The organism is Methylobacterium sp. Gmos3 (genome assembly GCF_056430985.1).
Window position 1 is genome coordinate 85,363 of the sequence record NZ_JBWJYL010000007.1, and the last position, 20,199, is coordinate 105,561.

Below are 20,199 nucleotides of genomic sequence, written 5' to 3' on the forward strand. Positions count from 1 at the left end.
GTCGAGTCCCCGATGCCGCCGGTTCAGCCGAGCCAGGCCGGCATGCGATCGAGGGCGATGATCGCCTCGACCTCCTGGCGCGGACGCACCACGGCCGCCTCGGCCCCGCGCACCAGCACCTCCGGCACCAGGGCGCGGGTGTTGTAGGTGCCCGCCTGCACCGCCCCGTAGGCGCCCGCGCTCATCACGGCGATCAGGTCGCCAGGGGCGGGCTCGGGCATCTCGCGGCCCTTGGCGAAATAGTCGCCGCTCTCGCAGACCGGGCCGACCACGTCGGCCACGAGGCGCGGGGCCTCGGCCGCCGGCTCGGTGACGGGCCGCAGGGCGTGGAAGGCGTCGTAGAGGGTCGGGCGGATCAGGTCGTTCATCGCCCCGTCGACGATCACGAAGGTCCGGCCCTCGCCGCGCTTCACGTAGAGCACCTTGGTCACGAGGATCCCCGCATTGCCGGCGATCATCCGGCCGATCTCGAAGACCGGGCGCAGGCCGAGCGGGGCGAAATGCGGGCGCAGGGTCGCGGCGAGCGCCGCCGGGTCCGGGGGCGGGGCGTTGTCGTCCCGGTAGGGGATGCCGAGGCCGCCGCCGAAATCGATGTGCTTCAGGGCGTGCCCGTCGGCCATCAGGTCGCGGGCGAGGCCGCAGAGCCGCGCGGCGGCGTCGGAGAACGGCGTCAGATCGGTGATCTGGCTGCCGATATGCATGTCGATGCCGTGCACCGCGAGGCCCGGTAGGGCGGCGGCACGGGCATAGACCTCGCGGGCGCGGGTGATCGGGATGCCGAACTTGTTCTCGTAGGTGCCGGTGGAAATCTTGGCGTGGGTCAGCGCGTCGACGTCGGGGTTCACCCGCACCGAGACCGGCGCCACCGCGCCGAGGCTCACCGCGACCTCGGAGAGCTGCGCCAGTTCGGGCTCGCTCTCCACGTTGAAGCACAGGATGCCGGCCTTCAGCGCCGCCGCCATCTCCTCGCGGGTCTTGCCGACGCCGGAGAAGACGATCCGCTGCGGGTCGATGCCGGCGGCCAGCGCCCGGGCGAGTTCGCCGCCGGAGACGATGTCCATGCCCGCGCCGAGGCGGCCCAGGGTCGCCAGCACCGCCTGGTTCGAGTTCGCCTTCATGGCGAAGCAGACCAGCGCCCCGTCCTGCGCGAAGGCGTCGGCGAACACGCGGTAATGCCGCTCCAGCGTGGCGGTGCTGTAGCAATAGAAGGGGGTGCCGACCTCGGCCGCGAGCCGCGCGAGATCGACCTCCTCCGCGTGGAGGCGGCCGCTGCGGTAGTGGAAGTGGTGCATCGCGCCTGTCGCCGTCGCTGCGTGGTTCGAGGCCCGTCTACAGCAGCGGGTCGAGAATGAAAGGCTCCTTGGGGATCCGGTAGCCGCGCTTGGCGCCCTTCGTGGTCTGGATGGGGGCCTCGGTGCCGGCGGGCGGGACCGCGGAGGGGGCGAGCTCGTCCCCGGCGCGCACCGCCTCGGCCTCCGGCTCGGCCTGTCCGCCGCCGAGGCCGATGCTGCCCGGCAGGATGCGCGCGGTCTTCACGGAGGATGGGTTGCCCGTGGGCGCCGTCGTCGCGGCCGGGGCCGCGGCGGTGGGCGGCGGCTCCAGGGAGCCCCGGCGGCCGCATCCGGCGAGCGTCAGGGCCGACAGGCCGGCGACGAACAGGATCTGAAAGGCGGATCGGGGCAACATCACGCGCGGGTCCGGCGGTCTCCGGCGGGCACCGTGCCCGGCCGGAGCCCTACCTTAGCCGTTGCGCGGGCGCGGGGCGAGCGCGGATCGGCAACAGCCGCGCCGCGCGCTTCCACCTCAGCCGCGCTTGCCGCTGCCCTGCGAGCCTTCGCGCTTGCCGCCACCCTGGCCCTGCTGCGCCTCGTAGGCATCGATCGCCCGGCGGCAATTCTCGGAAAGCTGCTTCCAGTTCTTCTGCATGCAGGCGTCGGTGGCCGGATCGTCGGGGGCGAGATTGCCGCAGTAGGAGAGGTAGTCGCCGGTGCAGTACTTCTTCAGCGTCTCGTTGCCGCGCTTCGATTGCTGAGCGGCGGCCGGGAGCGTGAGGGCGAGGGCCGCGACCGCGGCGGTGACGATGTGCTTGAGGCGCATGAGTACGCTTTCCGTGTGCTCGTCTTCAAAGGTGTGGCGCTGCGATGATGCCTCCGCGTGGTCGAAACATGGCGACCGTGCGAAATCAGCACTGCAGCGCCGTGGCGTCTGCCTTGCGGTGTGGGCGGGGGCGTCAGACCCGCTCCGGCTCCGGCTCGGGCACCGCGAAGGCTCCGGCCCGGGGGAGCCGGGCCTGCCCGATCACCGCGTCGGCGACTTCGGTAATGCGCCGACGCAGGTCCGCGTTCTCGCGCTCGGCGGCCTCGTCGCGCCCGGACCCCGCCGCCAGCGCCTGCTCGGCCGCTTCCAGGCTCGCCCGCAGGGCGGCCGTGTCGGTTCCGCGCAGGGCGAGGAGGCTGTCGAGGAGGTCGGCATGGGCCTCCTCCAGGGCGTGCAGGGTGGCGAGGCTCGCCGTGCCGTCCTCGCGGGATTGGGCGAGCGCGGTTTCGAGGTTGCCGTTGACGCGCCGCACGTCGGCCAGCTGCGACTCCAGCGCCTCGAGGTCGCGGCTCAGGCTCGCGGCCTTCATCGTGCCCGCGCCGATCGCCGCCATGTCGGCATGGCGCTTGGCCCTCGCCGCCTCGACGGCGCGTTCGAGCCGCCGCTCGCGAACGGCGAACTGGGCGCGCAGGAAATCGCGCTCGGCCGCGATCTCGCTGGACGAGAGGGGAAGCTGGGCCTCCGCCTTCCGGCGGGCGAGGCGCGCGGCGCGCGCGTTCACCGCCGGCAGGACGAGGAGGGCCAGCAGGCTCGCGACCAGGAAGCCCAGCGCGAAGATCATCGCCGTTTCGATCAAGAGGAACCGCTCGCGTCCCCAGCCGGCCGGTCCGGCCCTGCTTCACATTGGGCTTCTAGCGCAACTCTCAAGCAAGTCCGAGCCCGTCAATTACGCGGGGCGCGCGTCGGGGCCTCGGAGCCTGACCGCGAAGTCCGTGATTCTTCCCCTCCTCGACCTCATCCTGAGGTGCCGTCGCGAAGCGGCGGCCTCGAAGGAGGCCTCCAGGGATCGCAGATTTATCTGGAGCCCTCCTTCGAGGCCCGGCAAGCCGGGCACCTCAGGATGAGGGGGCTTGATGGGAGACGTCGGCTTTTCGGCCTGGCCTCAGAACGGGTTCCACGTCGCCTGATGGGTGAATTTCAGGTAGCCGACGTTCACGCCGAGCCGCGCGCCGACGCCGCTGCGGATCGGCACCACCACGATGCCGCCGTCGGTCATCGCCGTGAAGCCGAACCCGCCGATGAAATAGGCCGATCCGTCGATGCCGCCGAAGCGGCGGAACAGGGCGCGCATGCCGGGCAGGTTGTAGATGAGCATCATCGTCCGCGCCCCGTCGCCGCCGACGTCGAAGCCGAGGGACGGACCCTGCCAGTAGATGCGCTGCTGGCCGGCATTGCGGGTGTAGAACGTCCCCTCGCCGTAGCGCAGGCCGGCGACGAAGGCGCCGGAGCCCTCCTGGCCGAGGATGTAGCCGTTGGGCTGGCCCCAGCGGCGGCCCGCCTCCTCGACGGTGAGCGCGAGCCCGCGAGAGACCGTCCCGAAGAAGCGGTGGCCGGAATCGACCAGTTCCTCGGCGCGGAAGGTCTCGGGATCCGCGTTCGGGGGCAGGGGGGCGGCCCAGGCCGAGGCCGGGCCCAAGACCGGGCCTGAGACCGCGAGGCCGAGCCCGGCGCGCAGGATCTGCCGCCGCGGAAGGCCGGAAAAGACAGGTGACGTCATGGGCTTCCTCCGCCGATGAGCGTGGCCGCACCCCGTGCGTCGCGACCGTCCGCAGATCCAGCGCCTCTTGCAGCGCCTCTTGCGCCCACGGGCCGGATATGCGGCAACGGTTCCCGCGCCGGGGCCGGGAGTGGGACCAGCATTGGGCCTAATTCGCAAGATGAGGTTAACGGGACATGACCGCGACCGATCGCGGCGGATCGTCCTCGCGGGGCTGCTCGCGCTGACGGTCTCCGGCGCACGGGGGGAGCCGACGCGCTTCGAGCCCCTCGCCCTGAACGGCTACGACCCGGTGAGCTATTTCCTGCCGGATGGGCCGAAAGCCGGCGCCCCGCGGTTCGAGACGCGGTGGGACGGGCGCGTCTGGCGCTTCGCCCTCGACGCCAACCGGGCGGCCTTCCTGCAGGACCCCACGGTCTATGCGCCCCGGCTCGGGGGCTACGACGCGGCCGGCATCCTCGACCGGCGGATCGTGGATGCCGATCCCACGATCTTCGCCCTGATCGACGGGCGGCTCTACCTGTTCCGGGACGGCAAGCGGCGGAACCGCTTCATCGCGGAGCCGGCCCTGGCGCAGCAGGCGGAGGCGATCTGGCCGACCCTGACCCGCCTCCTCGACGACCCGGAGGAGGTCAGGGGCGCGGGGCGCTGACCGACAGATCGCAGGCGATGCCCCGCTTCAGGACGACGTCGGCGGCGAGCGTCGGGTCGCCGAGGGCGGCGAAGGGGCCGTTGCGGTAGCCGTCTCCGAGGCGGCCGTAGCGGATCGGGCCGCCATCGGGAACGATCACGCAGCCGCCCGCCGCCGTGAGGATGGCATCCCCCGCCGCCGTGTCCCATTCCATGGTCGGGCCGCAGCGGACGTAGACATCCGCCTCGCCCGAGGCGAGCAGGCCGAACTTGAGCGCCGAGCCGCTGGTGCGCACCTCCATGACGGGCAGGGAGGCGAGGCAGGCGGCGGTGTCCGGATCGCCGTGACGGCGGCTGCCGAGCGCCAGCAGGCCCGCTTCCGGCGCCTCGCGCGCCCGTGCCGGCCGCGTCGCGCCGGGGCGTCCCTCGACGATGGCGGCCTCGTAGGCGCCCCGTCCCGAGAGCCAAACCCGTTCGAGCCCCGGCGCGGCCAGCGCCGCCGCCACGGGCCTGCCGTCCGCCACGAGGGCGATGTTGACCGAATAATCCGGCGTGCCGGCCAGGAAGTCGCGGGTGCCGTCGAGGGGATCGACGAGGAAGAACAGGTCGCCGACCGGCAGATCGCGGCTGCTCTCCTCCGCGACGACGGGAATGCCGGGGAAACGCGCCGTCAGCGCCTGGAGGATCAGCGCCTCGGCCTCGAGGTCGGCCGCGCTGGAGGGCGAGCCGTCCTCCTTCGTGACATGCGGGCAGGAGGATCCGTGCCAGCGCCGCAGCACCGTCCCGGCCGCGCAGGCGATCTCGGCGAGCACGTCCGCGCTCCGCCGGGCCTCGGCTTCCGTCATCGTCGCCGCTCTGCCCATGAGGCCGCGATCCTCCCGCACCATGGATGCCCCAGCCGGCAACGGATGTCGATTCCGCGAAGCTTCACCGGACCCTAGGCCGGTTTCGATCCGGCGGGTTAACGCTTTGCAAAGGGCCGTTGCGCGTCTATCCGTGCGCACCTTTCGTCCCGGAGTGTCCCGATGCCCACTCTCACCCTCGACGGCCTGGATCTCGCCGCGCTGCTCTGCTCGCGCGTCTGCCATGACGTGATCAGCCCCGTCGGCGCGATCGTGAACGGGCTCGAGGTCCTGGAGGACGACCAGGACGAATCGATGCGCGAATTCGCCCTCGAACTGATCGGCAAGAGCGCCCGGCAGGCCTCCGCACGGCTGAAATTCGCCCGCATCGCCTTCGGCGCGGCGGGTTCGGCCGGTGCCTCCATCGATCTCGCCGACGCCGAGAGCGTGGCCAAGGGCATGTTCGCCGACGAGAAGACCAAGCTCGAATGGCGCGCGCCGCAGGCCCTGTTCCCGAAGAACAAGGTGAAGCTGATCCTCAACCTCGTGATGGTGGCCACCTCCGCGATCCCGCGCGGCGGCCTCATCGACGTGACGGTGACGGGCGACGGCGACGCACCGACCTTCGTGCTGAAGGCCAAGGGCTCCCATGCCCGGATCCCGCCGCATGTCGTGGAACTGATCGCGGGCGAGCCGGAGAGCGGCACGGTCGATGCCCACGGCATCCTGCCCTACTACGCCGGCCTCGTGGCCCGCGCGGCGCGGATGGACGTCAAGTTCGCCATCGAGGGCGACGAGGTCACCGTGACGGCGGAACCGTCCGTGACTGATCAGGCTCAGGCAAGCGATGGCGGGAATTCAGGCACCGAAATCGCGTAATCCGCTTAAAATAGTTCTGCAGATCCAAATCGCCGCAACTGTTCGATAACGCCCCATCGCCATGATCCTCGCTGCGAGACGTTTCGCACGTAACGAGTATCGGCGATGGACGACCTGCTGCGTGAGTTTCTGACCGAGAGCGCCGAGCATCTCGATACGGTCGACACGGAGCTCGTCCGATTCGAGCAGGATCCGAACAACGAAACGATCCTGCGCAACATCTTCCGCTTGGTTCACACCATCAAGGGCACCTGCGGGTTCCTCGGCCTGCCGCGCCTCGAAGCCCTGGCGCATGCCGCCGAGACTCTGATGGGCCGGTTCCGCGATGGGATGCCGGTCTCCTCCGCGAGCGTGACGCTGATCCTCTCCACCCTGGACCGCCTGAAGGCGATCCTGGCCGACCTCGAAACCACCGGTTCCGAGCCGGCCGGCGCCGATTCGGATCTGATCGAAGCCCTCGAGCACATGGCGGAGGTCGGCACCGGGGCGGCCCCCGAGGCTCCCGTGCCGGCGGTGATCGTCCCCGAGATCGTCCCTGAGATCGTCTTGCCCGATCCCGTCTCGCGGGAACCGAAGCCCGGCGAGGTCACCCTCGACGATCTCGAGGCGGCGTTCCTGGCCGCGCCGGGTCCCGACGAGATGGATTTCGGATCCGCCCCGGCCCTGCCGGCTCCCGAGCCCGTGAAGGCAGAGGCCCCGAAGGCGGAGACGCGGAAGGTCGAAGCCAAGGTCGACGCGAAGCCCGAGGTGCATGCGCCCGTGGCCGCCGTCGAGGGCGATCCCAACCAGAACAAGGTGCAGACGATCCGCGTGAACGTCGACACCCTCGAACACCTGATGACGATGGTCTCGGAACTGGTGCTGACCCGCAACCAGCTCCTCGAGATCGCCCGTCGTCACGAGGATTCCGCCTACAAGGTGCCGTTGCAGCGCCTGTCGCACGTCACGGCCGAGCTGCAGGAAGGCGTCATGAAGACGCGCATGCAGCCCATCGGCAACGCGTGGCAGAAGCTGCCCCGCGTGGTCCGCGACCTGTCGGCCGAACTCGGCAAGCAGATCGAACTGGTGATGCAGGGCGCCGAGACCGAACTGGACCGGCAGGTCCTGGAGGTCATCAAGGATCCGCTCACCCACATGGTCCGCAACTCGGCGGATCACGGCCTCGAATCGACCGCCCAGCGCGTCGCCGCCGGCAAGCCGGCAAGGGGCACCATCCGCCTCTCGGCCTTCCACGAGGGCGGCACGATCACCATCGAGATCGCCGACGACGGCAAGGGCCTCGACCTCGCCGCCATCCGCCGCAAGGCGGCGGAGCGCGGCCTCGCGAGCCAAGCCGACATCGACCGGATGACCGACGCGCAGGTCGCCAAGTTCATCTTCCACGCCGGCTTCTCCACCGCCGCCGCCGTCACTTCGGTCTCGGGCCGGGGCGTGGGCATGGACGTGGTGAAGACCAACATCGAGACCATCGGCGGCGTCGTCGACATCGCCACCCAGGCGGGCAAGGGCACCGTCTTCACGATCAAGATCCCGCTCACCCTCGCCATCGTGGCGGCGCTCATCGTCCGGGCCGGCGCGCAGCGCTTCGCCCTGCCGCAGGTGGCGGTGCTCGAACTGGTACGGGTCGGTGCCAGCGCGCAGGCGGTGGAATTCATCAACGGGTCGCCCGTCCTGCGCCTGCGGGAACGGCTCCTGCCCATCGTGTCGCTCACCGGCCTGCTCGGGGCGGAGACGGCGGCCGAGGCCACCGGCTTCGTCGTGGTGGCCCAGGTCGGCCGCCAGCGCTTCGGCATCCTCGTGGACGAGGTGTTCCACACCGAGGAAATCGTCGTGAAGCCGATGTCGGCGAAGCTGCGCCACATCCCGCTCTTCGCCGGCAACACCATCCTCGGCGACGGCGCCGTGGTGCTGATCGTGGATCCGAACGGCGTCGCCAACCAGGTGGCGCAGGGCGCCCAGGCCAGCGCCGGGCAAGCAGAGGCCGAGGCCGAGGCGGCCGACGCCACCGAGGCGACCACCACGCTCCTCGTGTTCAAGGGCGGCGGGGGCGGCTTCAAGGCCGTGCCGCTGTCGCTGGTCACGCGCCTCGAGGAGATCGAGGGCGAGAAGGTCGAATGGCTGGGCGGGCGTCCGCTCATCCAGTACCGCGGTCGCCTGATGCCGCTGGTGCCGGCCGACGACGGCATCGCGATCAAGACCGAGGGCCGTCAGGCGCTGGTCGTGTTCTCGGACGGCGAGCGGGCCATGGGCCTCGTCGTGGACGAGATCGTGGACATCGTGGAGGAGCGCCTCGACATCGAGATCGCCGCCGACCGCTCCGACCTCATCGGCTCGGCGGTCCTGCGGGGCCGGGCGACCGACATCATCAACATCGCCCACTTCCTGCCCATGGCCTACGACGACTGGGCACGGGGGCCGCGCAAGGTGCAGAAGCAGGCCTCGACCCTGCTCCTCGTCGACGACTCGGCCTTCTTCCGCGACATGCTCTCGCCGGTGCTGAAGGCGGCGGGCTTCCAGGTCGTCACCGCCGGCAGCGCGAACGAGGCCCTGGCCACCCTCCAGGCCGACCAGCGCATCTCCGTGGTCGTGACCGATCTCGACATGCCCGGCCGCAGCGGCTTCGACCTCGTCGGCGCCATGCGCAACGGAGACGAGCGCCTTGCCGCGATGCCGGTGGTCGGCCTCAGCGGCTCGGTCGGGGCGGACGCCGTGGAGCGCGCCCGCGCCCTCGCCATCACCGACCTCGTCGCGAAGTTCGACAGGAGCGGCCTCGTCGCCGCCCTGGGTGAGATCGGTGCGTCGGCCGACGAGGCCGAGGCGCAGGACGGCGTGGCCCGCGCGGCCTGATCGGAACGGTTTTAGCGGATCCCGGAGTGCGTGAGATGAAGGCTGCCAATGCCAACGGCGCCGAGACCGGTCCCACCGAGGACTTCGTCACGGTTCATGTGGACGGGGTCCTGTTCGGCCTCGCCATCGAGCGGGTGCACGACGTGTTCGTTCCCTCGGGCGTGACGCCCGTTCCCCTGGCGCCGCCGGAGATCGTCGGGCTCCTGAACCTGCGCGGGCGGGTGGTGACGGCCCTGTGCCTGCGCCGCCGGCTCGGCATGGCCCCGGCCGCCGCGCGGACCGAGGGCGAGGCGACCGGCAACGATCGCGGCATGGCCATCGGCCTGGAGCAGGGCGGCGAGACCTTCGCCCTGATCGTGGATGGGGTCGGCGAGGTGCTGAAGCTCGGCGCCGAGACGCGCGAGAGCGTGCCGATCAATCTCGACGCCCGCTGGCGCGACCTGACGACCGGCGTCCATCGCCTCGAAGGGCGCCTGCTCGTCATCCTCGACGTGGATTCGCTCCTCGATTTCGGCGCCAAGGATTCGCGCGGCGCCCGCAGTGCTGAGGCGGCGTAACGATGGCCAGCATGAGACATCGCGAGACGACCTGCCTCGTCGTCGATGATTCCGCCGTGATCCGGAAGGTCGCCCGGCGGATCATCGAGGATATCGGCTACGTCGTCATGGAGGCCGAGGACGGCGACACCGCCCTCGAACTCTGTTCCGAAACGATGCCGGACGTGATCCTGCTCGATTGGAACATGCCCAACCGCGACGGCTACGCCTTCCTGCAGGAATTGCGGCAGAGCGAGGCGGGGCGGCAGCCGAAGGTCATCTTCTGCACCACCGAGAACGATGTCGGCGCCATCGCCCGCGCGCTCCATGGCGGCGCCGACGAGTACATTATGAAGCCGTTTGATCGCGATATATTGACCGCGAAACTCGAGCAGGTCGGGCTTTCGACGAAAGCCGCGTCCAATCTTATTTAATCACTTACTCTTAGTCTTGAATATTCGCGCTGTATCGGGCCCGGGGTGGCCGCCGCCGACCTCCCGCGTTTCCGGGCGAGGCGCGGCGCCTCCGGAATCCGGCACGAGCCGGCGAGGGGAGAGGACAAGGTGATGGCTTCCAGTCCTGCGGCGGCGGCGCCGCGCATGCCAGCCTCGACGCCGGGGAGCCCCGTCCGCGTGTTGATCGCCGACGATTCGGCTGTGGTGCGCGGCCTCGTCGCCCGCTGGATCACCGAGGCCGGGTTCCAGCTCGTCGGCACCGCCTCGAACGGCAAGATCGCCCTGGAGATGATGTCCCGCCACGATCCGGACGTGGTGCTCCTCGACATCGACATGCCCGAACTCGACGGCACGGAAGCGCTGCCGCGCATGCTCGCGGCGAGCCCGACCCTCCAGGTCGTGATGATGTCGACGCTGACCACGCGCAACGCCGACATCTCCCTGAAATGCCTCGCCCTCGGCGCGGTGGATTACATCGCCAAGCCCGAGAGCAACCGGGGTGTCACCACCTCCGACGCCTTCCGCACCGACCTGATCGAGCGCGTCCGCGTCTTCGGCGCCGCCCGTGCGCGGGGCCGTCGCCCCGTCGCCAGCCCGGCGCTGGCGTCCGCGCCGGTCCAGGCCGCGCCCGTCGCGGCGGCCAAGCCCGCCGCGCCCGTCGTGCTGCGGCCCCGCGCCCGTGTGACGACCACCCCCCGCGTCCTGCTGATCGGCTCCTCGACCGGCGGTCCGCGCGCCGTGGGCGAGGCCCTGGCCGGCATCGGCGCGGCGGCCCTGAGGCGGGTGCCGACGCTCATCGTGCAGCACATGCCGCCGGTCTTCACGGCGGTGTTCGCCGAGCACCTCTCGGCGCGGGTCGGCCTCCCGGCCGCCGAGGGCAAGGCCGACGAGCGCCTCGAGCCGGGCCGGATCTACGTCGCCCCCGGCGGGCGCCACATGGGCCTCGCGGCGGTGGCCGGCGGCGCGGTGATCAAGCTCAACGACGGCGCTCCGGTGAATTTCTGCCGCCCGGCGGTGGACGTGCTGTTCAAGGACGCGGCGGCGATCTTCGGCGCGGCGACCGCCTCGGTGATCCTCACCGGCATGGGCTCGGACGGCACCAACGGCGCCCGTGCCCTGGTGGAGGCGGGCGGCCCTGTGCTCGCCCAGGACGAAGCCACCAGCACCGTGTGGGGCATGCCGGGCAGCGTCGCCCGCGCCGGCCTCGCCGAGGCCATCCTGCCCTTGCCCGAGATCGGCCCGGCGCTCCGGGCCATGATCACGGGTCAACCGGCATGACAGAGCTCGATTTCGAGTTCCTCCGCGCGTATCTCAAGCAGCGCTCCGGGCTCGCCCTCACCGCCGAGAAGCGGTACCTCGTGGAGAGCCGGCTCGCGCCGGTCTGCCGCCGCTTCAACTTCGCGACCCTACGCGACCTGATCGGCAGCCTGAAGGTCAGCCACGACACCGCCATCGAGCGCGCCGTGGTCGAGGCCATGACCACGAACGAGACCTTCTTCTTCCGCGACCGGCTGCCCTTCGACCTGTTCCGGGACGTGGTGCTGCCGGAGGCGCTCGCCCGCAACGCCGCGCGTCGGCGGCTGCGGATCTGGTGCGCGGCGGCCTCGACGGGGCAGGAGCCCTATTCCATCGCCATGCTGCTGCAGGAGGCGGGCGCCAAGCTCGCCGGCTGGCAGGTAGACCTCGTGGCCACCGACATCTCCAGCGAGGTGATCGAGAAGGCCAAGCTCGGGCTCTACAGCCAGTTCGAGGTCCAGCGCGGCCTGCCGGTGCAGTGGCTGCTGAAGTACTTCACCCAGATCGGCGAGCAATGGCAGATCGCCGCCTCGCTGCGCTCGATGGTGGAGTTCCGGCAGTTCAACCTGCTGCAAGGCTACGAGGGGCTCGGCACGTTCGACGTCATCTTCTGCCGCAACGTGCTCATCTATTTCGACGCGCCGACCAAGTCCGAGATCCTGGCACGGTTCGGGCACAGCCTCGCCCCCGGCGGCGCGCTGCTGCTGGGCGCCGCCGAGACGGTGATCGGCCTGACCGACCGCCTCGCGCCCGATGCCAAGCACCGGGGTCTCTACGGCCACACGCCGGCCCAGACCCCGGCCCTGCGGGCGGCGGCCGGCTGAGCCGGCCCCGCCTCAATGCGCCGCCGCCTTGCGGCGGCGCCGGGCCAGCATGTTGAGGCCCTCCACCGCCGCCGAGAAGGCCATGGCGGTGTAGATGTAGCCCTTGGGCACATGGGCGCCGAAGCCTTCCGCGATCAGCGTCATGCCGATCATGATGAGGAAGCCGAGCGCCAGCATCACCACGGTCGGGTTCTTCGCGATGAAGGCGGAGAGCGGATCGGCCGCCACCAGCATCACCGTCACCGCCGCCACCACGGCGATCATCATGATCGGCACGTGATCGGTCATGCCCACGGCGGTGATGATGGAATCGACGGAGAAGACGAGGTCGAGCAGCAGGATCTGGCCGATCGCCGCCGCGAAGCCGATCGAGCCGCCCTTGCCGTCGGTCGCGTCGGGCTCGGGATCGACGGTGTGATGGATCTCCTTGGTGGCCTTCCACAGGAGGAAGAGGCCGCCCGCGATCAGGATGATGTCGCGCCAGGAGAAGCCCTGCCCGAAGACCGAGAAAACCGGCTCCTTCAGGTGGACGATGAAGGCCACCGCGCCGAGCAGCGCCAGCCGCAGGCCGAGGGCGAGGCCGATGCCGATGCGCCGGGCGCTGGTCTGGCGGTCCGCCGGCAGCTTGTTCGTCAGGATCGAGATGAAGATCAGGTTGTCGACGCCGAGCACCACCTCCATCACCACGAGGGTGGCCAGCGCCGCCCAGGCGGACGGGTCCGCCGCCAGCTGCATGAGGTCGTTCACGTCGGTCAGCTCCGTTGGGCGGCCGGCGGCGCGTGGATCCGCAGGATCTTCGGCATCACCTTGAAATGCGCCGGGGTTTGCGTGGTCAATTCGCCGTCCGTGTTGATCGGCCGGGGCTTGCGCGTGGTCAGGCGGATTTCCCGCGTCTTGAACGCGCGCACATCCGCCGCCTTGCCGTGCGTCCCCTTCCGCAAGGACGGGAGCAGGGCGAGGAGGCGCCACCAATGGGCGACCTCGAGGCTGTAGAAATCGAGGTTGCCGTCATCGACGGTCGCGCCCTCCTCCACCGTCATGCCGCCGCCGTAATGGCGGCCGTTGCCGACGGACACCTGGATGGTCGTGACCTTCTCCACCGTGCCGTCGTGCTCGATGGTGACGCCGAAGGGGCGCACCCGGCGCAGCACCCGCACGGCGGCGACGGCGTAGCCGAACACGCCGAAGCGCTTCTTCGCCTCCGAGGTGAGTTCGCCCGCGAGTTCGGCCGAGAAGCCGATGCTCGCGACGTTGAAGTAATAATGGCCGTTGACCCACCCCAGATCGACCGGCTGGGCCTGCGATGTCGGGATGAATCGCGCGGCGGCCAGTGGATCGAGGGGCAGGCCGAGCGACCGGGCGAGGTCGTTGGCCGTGCCGAGCGGCAGGATGGCCAGGGGCAGGCCGGTCTCCACCAGGGCCTCGGCGGCGGCGTTCATGGTGCCGTCGCCCCCGCCGAGGATGACGAGATCGACCTCGCTTGCCAGCGCCCGGATGGCGGCGCAGGCATCGCCCTCGCTCGGCGGATCGATGGGCTCGATGCCGCCCGCCCGGAGGATGCGGCGCACCTCGTCCAGGGAAAAGCCGCCGTTGCGGGCCTTGGCGTTGCAGCACAGCAGCGCCCGACGTGTCTGCGCGCTCATCGGATGGCCGTCATGGGGTTCTGCATCGCTCTCTGCCGGCCGCCGTCCCGAGTGTTGTTTTTCGGCACTTGGGCGTCAGACGTGTGAACTCAACCCCATCATCCCCGGAATTCACCTCTGGTGAGTCGCGCCGTCACCTGCGATGCCTGAACTCCGCCCGGAACCCATGTGGCCCCCGGGCGCGTTTTTCCCCAAGTGCCTCCCCTTCGCCTCGGTCGGGCCGATCCCATGCGCGCCTCCTCCATTCCGTTCCGCCCCCTCGCCACGGCCCTCGGGCTCGTGCTGCCCCTGCTCGCGCTGCCGGCCTCGGCCGATCCGCGCGCCTGGGTCGATCCACCGAAGGCCGCCCCCGCCGCGCCGACGCCCGCCCCGGCGGTCGAGGCGCCGGCCAAGGTCGCCCCCCCGGCGGCCCCGCCGACCAAGGCCGCCGCCGCGCCGGCCCCCAAGCACAAGCGGGAGGTGCGCCAGGCCGAGGCCGAGCGCCCGGCGCCGCACCCCCGCCACGCCCGCCGCGCGGCGCGCCTCGCCAACACCCCCGCCATGGCGCCCGCGCCCGTCGCGCAGGTTCCCGCGCCCGCCGGACGGGTCGAGGCCGCCCAGGCATTGGCGATGGATTACCTCTCGGTGGTCTCCTCGCCCGGCGAGGCGATGGTCGGCGCGACGCCGCGCTTCTACGGCACCCGCGTCCGCTTCTACGGCCGCCCGACCACGCTCGCCGGGCTGCTCGATGAGAAGCGCGGCTTCGTGCGGCGCTGGCCGGAGCGCCGCTACGCGGCCCGCGCCTTCAGCACCCGCTGCACCCCGGACGGGGCGACCTGCATCGTGCGCGCCATCGTCGATTTCCGCGCCGCCAACCCGCAGCGGGGCGCGGTGTCGCGGGGCGCGTCGGAGCTGGTGCTCGAAGTGAGCTTCGCCGGCCAGCGCCCGGTCATCGTGGCCGAGAGCGGACGGGTGCTGCACCGCGACGGGTCCGGCCAGGAGCGGGCCGAGACCCTGGCCCCGTCCGCAGGCAGGGGCTAAGAGCCACCCATCGTTCCCCGGCGGCCCTCCCGGCCGGCGGGAGCAGCAGGCAGGGGCGGATGACGGCTTCGACAGTCGCGGCGGATCAGGAGACGGCGTCGGCGCATCCCCGGCTCGACGCCCCGGAGCGCGCCGCCCTGCGCGAGATGGTTCTCGCCGAGGTCCGCAAGGCCCGGCCGCATCCGGTGGCCGAGCGCACCCTGCTCCTGATCCTCCAGGCGGCCCTGGAGCCGCAGGCCGGAGCACCCGGCTATCGCGTCCTCGACCGGAACGGCGCCCCGCGCGTTCACGCGGCGGGGGAGGGCGCCGCGCCGCGTCCCTTCACCCTGGCCGACCTCATCGCCGAGCAGCGCGCGAAGAATCCCGGCCTGTTCCTGGCCCCCGAGCCGGACTCGGTTCCCGAGCCGGAGGCCAAGCCGACCGAATCCGCCCTTGCGACGCAGGCCCAGGAGATGCGGGCCGCCACGGCGCGCTTCATCGGCTCGCAATCGGTGCGGGCGCGCTCGCTCGCTGAGCAATCCTCGGTCCAGGGTCGGGCGCTCGCGCGCTCTGCGGCCGGCGCCTTCTCCTCACTGAAGGGGCGCCTTCGCCGGGACGGCGAGCCGGGCGGCAATGTCCGCGAGGTGCTGAGCGAGCGTCTCGGCTCCCTGCGCGAGAGCGTCACCGCCGGCGACGCGGACGGGCATCGCGGCCGGTTCTGGCTCGGCGCCGCTGCCGTGGCGACGGGCGCCATGGTGCTCCTGGCGGTGATCGTGAGCGCTCCCCGCTCCCCGCAGACGACGACGGCGCCCGCCGCGCGGCAAGCCGAGCCCACGCCCGCGCCGACGCCCGCACCGGCAGCACCGGCAACGCCGCCCGCGACGGCACCGGAACCGGCGCAGCCCGCGCAGGCGGCCCGCGCCCCCTCGGTGCCCGACAACGTGACCCCGCCGCCCGAGGGCGACGGCCGGGGCGATCCCGAATCCGACGCGCCGCCCCCCGCCGCCAACGCCATCACCGGCACGGTGCAGGTGATCGATACCGCGACCCTCAAGGTCGGCGGCAAGCTGGTGCACCTGTTCGGCGTCGAATGGGTGCGCGGCGGGCAGGCGGACGAGCTCGCCCGCTACATTGGCGGCCGCACGGTGAGCTGCCAGCCGGCGCCGGGCAGCGAGAACATGAACTGTACCGTGGACGGGCGCGACCTCTCGGAGGTGGTGCTGTACAACGGCGGCGGCCGGGCCTCCCCGGAGGCGAGCCCCGAACTCGTGGCCGCCGAGGATCATGCCCGCAGCGAGCGCCTCGGCGTGTGGAAACGCTGACCGCGCGAAGCACCGCAAGGTGTTGACGCGGCCGCGTTTGCACGCCTAGTTACGGTCCATGCGCAGGCCCTCCGACCGATCGGCTCGATGCCGCGCGGTCATCACCGTGGCCGCGCTTTACGGCCTGCTGCTTCAGGTCTTCCTCGTCTCGATCCAGCCCGTCCCGCTGGTCTTCAATGCCGATGGGGTGATCTGCGCCGCCCATGACGGCGGCCCGACCGACGACGGCACGCCCTGTCCGCAGCAGCTGTGCTGCCTCGCGGCCCATCTCGCCCAGCCCCTCGTCGCGCCGGTCCCGCAGGCCGTCGCCCTCGTCGTCCCGCCCCGCCGCGACGTGGCGCAGGTCTGGCGCGTCGCCGAACGGCCGCCGGTGCGCGGCCCGCCGAACCGCGCCGTCTCCTCCCGAGGTCCGCCCGCCGTCTGATCGATCCATCCCCGATCGCTCAGCCACGGACCCATTCCCATGTCGCTCTCGCTTTCCGGCAGCGCCCGCCCGCTCGGCGTCGCGCAGGCCGCGCGCGCCTCGCGCGATGCTATCTATCGCGCCGTCTGGCGCTGGCACTTCTATGCCGGGCTGCTCTGCCTGCCCTTCCTCGTCACCCTCTCCGCGACGGGGGCGCTGTACCTCTTCAAGGACGAGATCAACGCGACCGTGTTCGCGAGCCGCAGCATCGTGGCGCCCAGTGGCACGCCGCTGGGGCCGGACCGGCTGATCTTCGAGGCGATGCAGGCCGTGCCCGGCGGCACGCCCGTCTCCTACACAGACCCCGCCCGGCCCGAGGCCTCGGCCGTGGTGACGCTGGCCGAGGGGCCGCGCCGGATCCTCGTCTATCTCGACCCCGCCGACGGCACCGTCCTCGACACGGTGGACCGGGATTCCGAGTTCTTCACGGTGGTGAAGCGCCTGCACAGCCTCGCCTATTTCGGGCCGCTGGCGAACGGGATCATCGAGATCGTCGCCGGCTTCGCGATCATCCTCGTGCTCACCGGCGTCTACCTGTGGTGGCCGCGCGGGCAGGAGGGCGGGGTCGTGACGATCCGCGCCACGCCCCGCCGCCGGGTGTGGTGGCGGGATCTCCACGCCGTCACCGGAATCGTCGCCGGGGGCGGGCTGCTCTTCCTGGCGCTGACGGGCCTGCCCTGGTCGATCTGGTGGGGCGACCAGCTCCGTCACTGGTCGAACGCCGCCGGTCTCGGCCAGCCGACGATCCTCTGGGCAAGCAAGCCGGTCTCGACCGTGCCGATGGGACAGGTGCTCGACTCCACCGGATGGACGATGCAGGACGCGCCGGTTCCGCGCTCGGTCGCGGCGGGCAAGCCCATCGGCATCGACGAGGCCGCCGCGATCCTCGGCCGCCTCGGGATGCCGCGCGGCTACGAACTCTCCCTGCCGGTGGGGCCGCGGGGCGTCTACGCGGCGGCGGTCTATCCGAAGGATGTCGCCCGCCAGCGGGTGGTCTCCCTCGATCAGTATTCCGGCAAGCCCCTTGTCGACGTGCCCTTCCGGGAACTCGGCCCCGTGGGGCGGCTGATCCAGTACGGGATCGGCATCCATCTCGGCCAGTATTGGGGTCGGGCGAACCAGTTCGCCATGCTGGCCTTCTGCCTCGCCACGATCCTGCTCTCCGTCACGGCGGGCACGATGTGGTGGAAGCGGCGGCCGAAGGGCAGCCTCGGCGCCCCGCCCTGGCCCCGCGACAGGCGGGTGATGGCGGGCGTCACCGCCCTCGTCATCGGGCTCGGCGCCCTGTTCCCGCTCACCGGCCTCGCGATCCTCGTGATGCTCGGCCTCGATCTCGCCCTCCGGCGGGTCGTGGTCCGCCGCGCCGCGCCGGCCGTGCTCGTCCTCGGCTTCTGCCTCGTCGGCGCCGCGCCCGCGCGGGCGCAGGAGGCCGTGACGCTGGACGAACTCTCCGTCACCGGCGAGGGCGGCCCGGCGAAGGTCCGGTCCTTCGGCGTCGCCGCGCCGCCGAACAGCTCCTCGGTGGTGATCGACCAGCCGGTGGGGCAGGTCGTCACCGCCATCGGTCGCCAGGACACCATCGCCGACCGGCCGGCGACGAGCATCGGCTCGGTGCTGATCAACAGCCCCGGCGTGACCGTGCGCCAGGGCAACGGCGCGCGGGACGTCATCGTCTCGATCCGCGGCAACAACGCCCGCTCGACCGGCGTCATCAAGAACAAGGTCGTGCTGGAGGACGGGTTCATCGTCACCCAGCCGGACGGCGCCTCGCGGTTCGACATCACTGATCCGCGTGCCTACAGCCGGATCGACGTGTTCCGGGGGCCGCAATCGGCTTTGTTCGGCAATTACGCCACGGGCGGCGCCATCGCCTTCCGCACCCGCACCGGCCGGGAGATCGACGGCTACGAGTATGGCGTCGATGCCGGCTCGTTCGGCTACCTGTCGAACTACTTCACGGTCGGCGGGGTGAGCGGCCCGTTCGAGATCAGCCTGTTCGCCAGCGACGTGCGCGGGAACGGCTATCAGGACCATTCCTCCTACGACACACAGACCATCAACCTGCTGGCGAGCTACACCCCGACGCCGGACAACCGCTTCACCCTGAAGGTCATCAACAACGACTTGCACGCCAACCTCGCGGCGCGCTCATCCCTGGCGCAATACGGGATCAACCCGTACCAATTGGGCTGTGCCTCGGCGCTGAATGCGGCGCCGGGCTGCACGACCTACAATTACTTCGTCAACGGCGCCTTCGGGCGCACCGTGCCGGTGACGGCGACCGAAGCCTCGCTTCAGCGCAACGACCGCCGCACCATCGTGGGCCTGCGCTACGAGCACGATTTCGACGCCGACACGACGTGGCGGACGCAGCTCGTCTTCGATGAGCGCAACTTCAATCAGCCGTTCTACACGACCTCCTCGACCGGCTCGTACCCGTCGTGGAACTTCCTCACCGACCTGACCCGGCGCGGCGACCTGTTCGGCCTGCCGGCGGTGGGCTACGTGGCGCTCGCCTACAACCGCATCGACAATGGCATCGCGACCTACAATCGCGCGCCGTATAACGGCCCGAGCCTCGGGGGGCTGATCGGCGACCAGAGCGCCGTGCAGGACAATCTCGGCGGGCGCGCGCGGATGGAGCTGGCGGTCACCGACCGCCTAACGGCGGTGGCCGGGATCAGCGCGGAATCGACCCGCATCACCGGCCGCAACCTCGCCTACAGCTATGCGGCCAGCGGCATCACCCGTACCGTGGCCAATACGGACCGGCAGTTCCTGAACACGGCGCCGGAACTGGCCCTCGTCTACCGGGCGAGCGAGGCGTGGCAGCTGCGCGCCCGCGCGGCCACCGGCTACACCACGCCCGCCGCCTCGAACCTGTTCATCACCCCGGCGGGCCTGCCGGGCAACAACACGCAGTTGAAGACGCAGGAGAATCTGGGCTTCGACCTCGGCGCGGACTGGACCCCGCAGCCGGGCGTAACCTTGAGCCTCACCGGCTTCTACGAGTTCTTCCGCAACGAACTGGTCTCGCAATCACCCGGCGCGGGGCTGCTCGCCTACACGTTCAACGCGCCGGCCTCGGAGCATCGCGGCATCGAGTTCGGGGCGGATTGGGCCTTCGCCCCCGGCTGGCGGGCCTATGCCGCCTACGGGTTCAACGACCAGATCTACACGCGCTACGTGGAGCAGATCAGCGCCGGGAGCCTCACGCGGGCGTTCGACCGGGCCGGCAACACCATCCCCGGCGTGCCGGCGCATCAGCTTCTGGCGCGGATCGGCTACGACGTGCCCACCGGCCCGCTGGCCGGGCTCGGCGCCTTCGTGGAGACCGTCTTCCAGGACGATTTCTACATCGACAACGCGAACCTGCTGAAGGCGCCGGGCTATACGATCGTCAACGCCAACGTCCATTACGAGACGGTGCTGACCGGCGGCTACGCCAAGCGGCTGAACCTCTATCTCGAAGTCCGCAACCTGTTCGACACGGTCTACGTCGCCTCGGCGCAGAACCTCGCGAACACGATCAGCGGGACGACCGGCTTCCAGAACGGGGCGGCCGTACTCGCGACCACGACGGGCTCGATCTACGCCGGCGCGCCGCGCACCATCACCGGGGGGATGAAGCTGTCGTTCTGAGGCGCGC

The 20,199-nt window shown here is 71.1% G+C and carries 19 protein-coding genes and 1 pseudogene; 12 read left to right on the top strand and 8 right to left on the bottom strand.

Translation table 11 applies throughout. The annotated features are described in order from the left end of the window. Positions 1–23 precede the first annotated feature (23 nt). The 5 genes from lysA to ACS5Q7_RS15620 form a co-directional block, all read right to left on the bottom strand. Complete coding sequence (gene lysA, locus ACS5Q7_RS15600) at positions 24–1,292, bottom strand: diaminopimelate decarboxylase (RefSeq protein ID WP_478340219.1); 1,269 nt, start codon at positions 1,290–1,292, stop codon at positions 24–26. Between the two features lie 37 nt (positions 1,293–1,329). Then, entirely contained in the window at positions 1,330–1,686 is a 357-nt protein-coding gene (lptM, locus tag ACS5Q7_RS15605; RefSeq protein ID WP_478340220.1) for an LPS translocon maturation chaperone LptM, read from the bottom strand. 117 nt (positions 1,687–1,803) lie between these two features. Then, the gene (locus ACS5Q7_RS15610; protein ID WP_478340221.1) at positions 1,804–2,097 is read right to left on the bottom strand and encodes a 3',5'-cyclic-nucleotide phosphodiesterase; all 294 of its coding nucleotides are present in this window, start codon (positions 2,095–2,097) and stop codon (positions 1,804–1,806) included. A 133-nt stretch (positions 2,098–2,230) separates the two neighbouring features. After that, positions 2,231–2,893: a hypothetical protein gene (locus ACS5Q7_RS15615; RefSeq protein ID WP_478340222.1), complete on the bottom strand. Its 663-nt coding sequence runs from the start codon at positions 2,891–2,893 to the stop codon at positions 2,231–2,233. Between the two features lie 306 nt (positions 2,894–3,199). Beyond that, the gene (locus ACS5Q7_RS15620) at positions 3,200–3,814 is read right to left on the bottom strand and encodes a DUF1134 domain-containing protein (protein ID WP_478340223.1); all 615 of its coding nucleotides are present in this window, start codon (positions 3,812–3,814) and stop codon (positions 3,200–3,202) included. A gap of 160 nt (positions 3,815–3,974) precedes the next feature. On the opposite strand from ACS5Q7_RS15620, the gene ACS5Q7_RS15625 reads away from it, so the two are divergent. Continuing rightward, positions 3,975–4,466: a YHS domain-containing (seleno)protein gene (locus ACS5Q7_RS15625; RefSeq protein ID WP_478340224.1), complete on the top strand. Its 492-nt coding sequence runs from the start codon at positions 3,975–3,977 to the stop codon at positions 4,464–4,466. Here the strand turns inward: ACS5Q7_RS15625 and ACS5Q7_RS15630 are convergent. Further along, entirely contained in the window at positions 4,447–5,307 is an 861-nt protein-coding gene (locus tag ACS5Q7_RS15630; protein WP_478340225.1) for a 3'(2'),5'-bisphosphate nucleotidase CysQ family protein, read from the bottom strand. The genes ACS5Q7_RS15625 and ACS5Q7_RS15630 overlap by 20 nt on opposite strands. A gap of 162 nt (positions 5,308–5,469) precedes the next feature. Between ACS5Q7_RS15630 and chpT the strand changes: the two genes are divergently transcribed. From chpT to ACS5Q7_RS15660, 6 genes are all read left to right on the top strand, one after another. Beyond that, complete coding sequence (gene chpT, locus ACS5Q7_RS15635) at positions 5,470–6,165, top strand: histidine phosphotransferase ChpT (RefSeq protein ID WP_478340226.1); 696 nt, start codon at positions 5,470–5,472, stop codon at positions 6,163–6,165. A 105-nt stretch (positions 6,166–6,270) separates the two neighbouring features. Next, complete coding sequence (locus ACS5Q7_RS15640) at positions 6,271–9,012, top strand: hybrid sensor histidine kinase/response regulator (RefSeq protein ID WP_478340227.1); 2,742 nt, start codon at positions 6,271–6,273, stop codon at positions 9,010–9,012. Positions 9,013–9,047: 35 nt separating this feature from the next. Then, positions 9,048–9,569, top strand: a complete 522-nt coding sequence (locus tag ACS5Q7_RS15645; RefSeq protein WP_478340228.1) for a chemotaxis protein CheW — start codon at positions 9,048–9,050, stop codon at positions 9,567–9,569. Positions 9,570–9,580: 11 nt separating this feature from the next. Then, the gene (locus ACS5Q7_RS15650; RefSeq protein WP_478340229.1) at positions 9,581–9,982 is read left to right on the top strand and encodes a response regulator; all 402 of its coding nucleotides are present in this window, start codon (positions 9,581–9,583) and stop codon (positions 9,980–9,982) included. 132 nt (positions 9,983–10,114) lie between these two features. After that, positions 10,115–11,281 carry a chemotaxis-specific protein-glutamate methyltransferase CheB gene (gene cheB / locus ACS5Q7_RS15655; RefSeq protein ID WP_478340230.1) on the top strand — a complete coding sequence of 389 codons (1,167 nt, stop codon included), beginning with the start codon at positions 10,115–10,117 and terminating at the stop codon, positions 11,279–11,281. Beyond that, positions 11,278–12,123, top strand: coding sequence for a CheR family methyltransferase (locus ACS5Q7_RS15660; RefSeq protein ID WP_478340231.1), 846 nt, complete (start codon positions 11,278–11,280; stop codon positions 12,121–12,123). The genes cheB and ACS5Q7_RS15660 overlap by 4 nt, the downstream gene beginning before the upstream one ends. A 12-nt stretch (positions 12,124–12,135) precedes the next feature. Here the strand turns inward: ACS5Q7_RS15660 and ACS5Q7_RS15665 are convergent, their stop codons facing one another. After that, on the bottom strand, positions 12,136–12,870 hold the full coding sequence (locus tag ACS5Q7_RS15665) for a TerC family protein (RefSeq protein WP_478340232.1): 735 nt from the start codon (positions 12,868–12,870) through the stop codon (positions 12,136–12,138). Between the two features lie 5 nt (positions 12,871–12,875). Continuing rightward, complete coding sequence (locus tag ACS5Q7_RS15670; RefSeq protein WP_478340233.1) at positions 12,876–13,766, bottom strand: lipid kinase; 891 nt, start codon at positions 13,764–13,766, stop codon at positions 12,876–12,878. A 228-nt stretch (positions 13,767–13,994) separates the two neighbouring features. On the opposite strand from ACS5Q7_RS15670, the gene ACS5Q7_RS15675 reads away from it, so the two are divergent. From ACS5Q7_RS15675 to ACS5Q7_RS15695, 5 genes and pseudogenes are all read left to right on the top strand, one after another. Next, entirely contained in the window at positions 13,995–14,786 is a 792-nt protein-coding gene (locus ACS5Q7_RS15675; RefSeq protein WP_478340234.1) for a hypothetical protein, read from the top strand. A gap of 59 nt (positions 14,787–14,845) precedes the next feature. Next, positions 14,846–16,087, top strand: a complete 1,242-nt coding sequence (locus ACS5Q7_RS15680) for a thermonuclease family protein (RefSeq protein WP_478340235.1) — start codon at positions 14,846–14,848, stop codon at positions 16,085–16,087. A gap of 106 nt (positions 16,088–16,193) precedes the next feature. After that, positions 16,194–16,511, top strand: coding sequence for a hypothetical protein (locus ACS5Q7_RS15685; protein WP_478340236.1), 318 nt, complete (start codon positions 16,194–16,196; stop codon positions 16,509–16,511). 39 nt (positions 16,512–16,550) lie between these two features. Beyond that, positions 16,551–17,888, top strand: a pseudogene (locus tag ACS5Q7_RS15690) (PepSY-associated TM helix domain-containing protein); the annotation flags it as partial. Continuing rightward, on the top strand, positions 17,868–20,192 hold the full coding sequence (locus ACS5Q7_RS15695; RefSeq protein ID WP_478340492.1) for a TonB-dependent receptor family protein: 2,325 nt from the start codon (positions 17,868–17,870) through the stop codon (positions 20,190–20,192). The pseudogene ACS5Q7_RS15690 and the gene ACS5Q7_RS15695, both read left to right, overlap by 21 nt. The last annotated feature ends 7 nt before the right edge of the window (positions 20,193–20,199 follow it).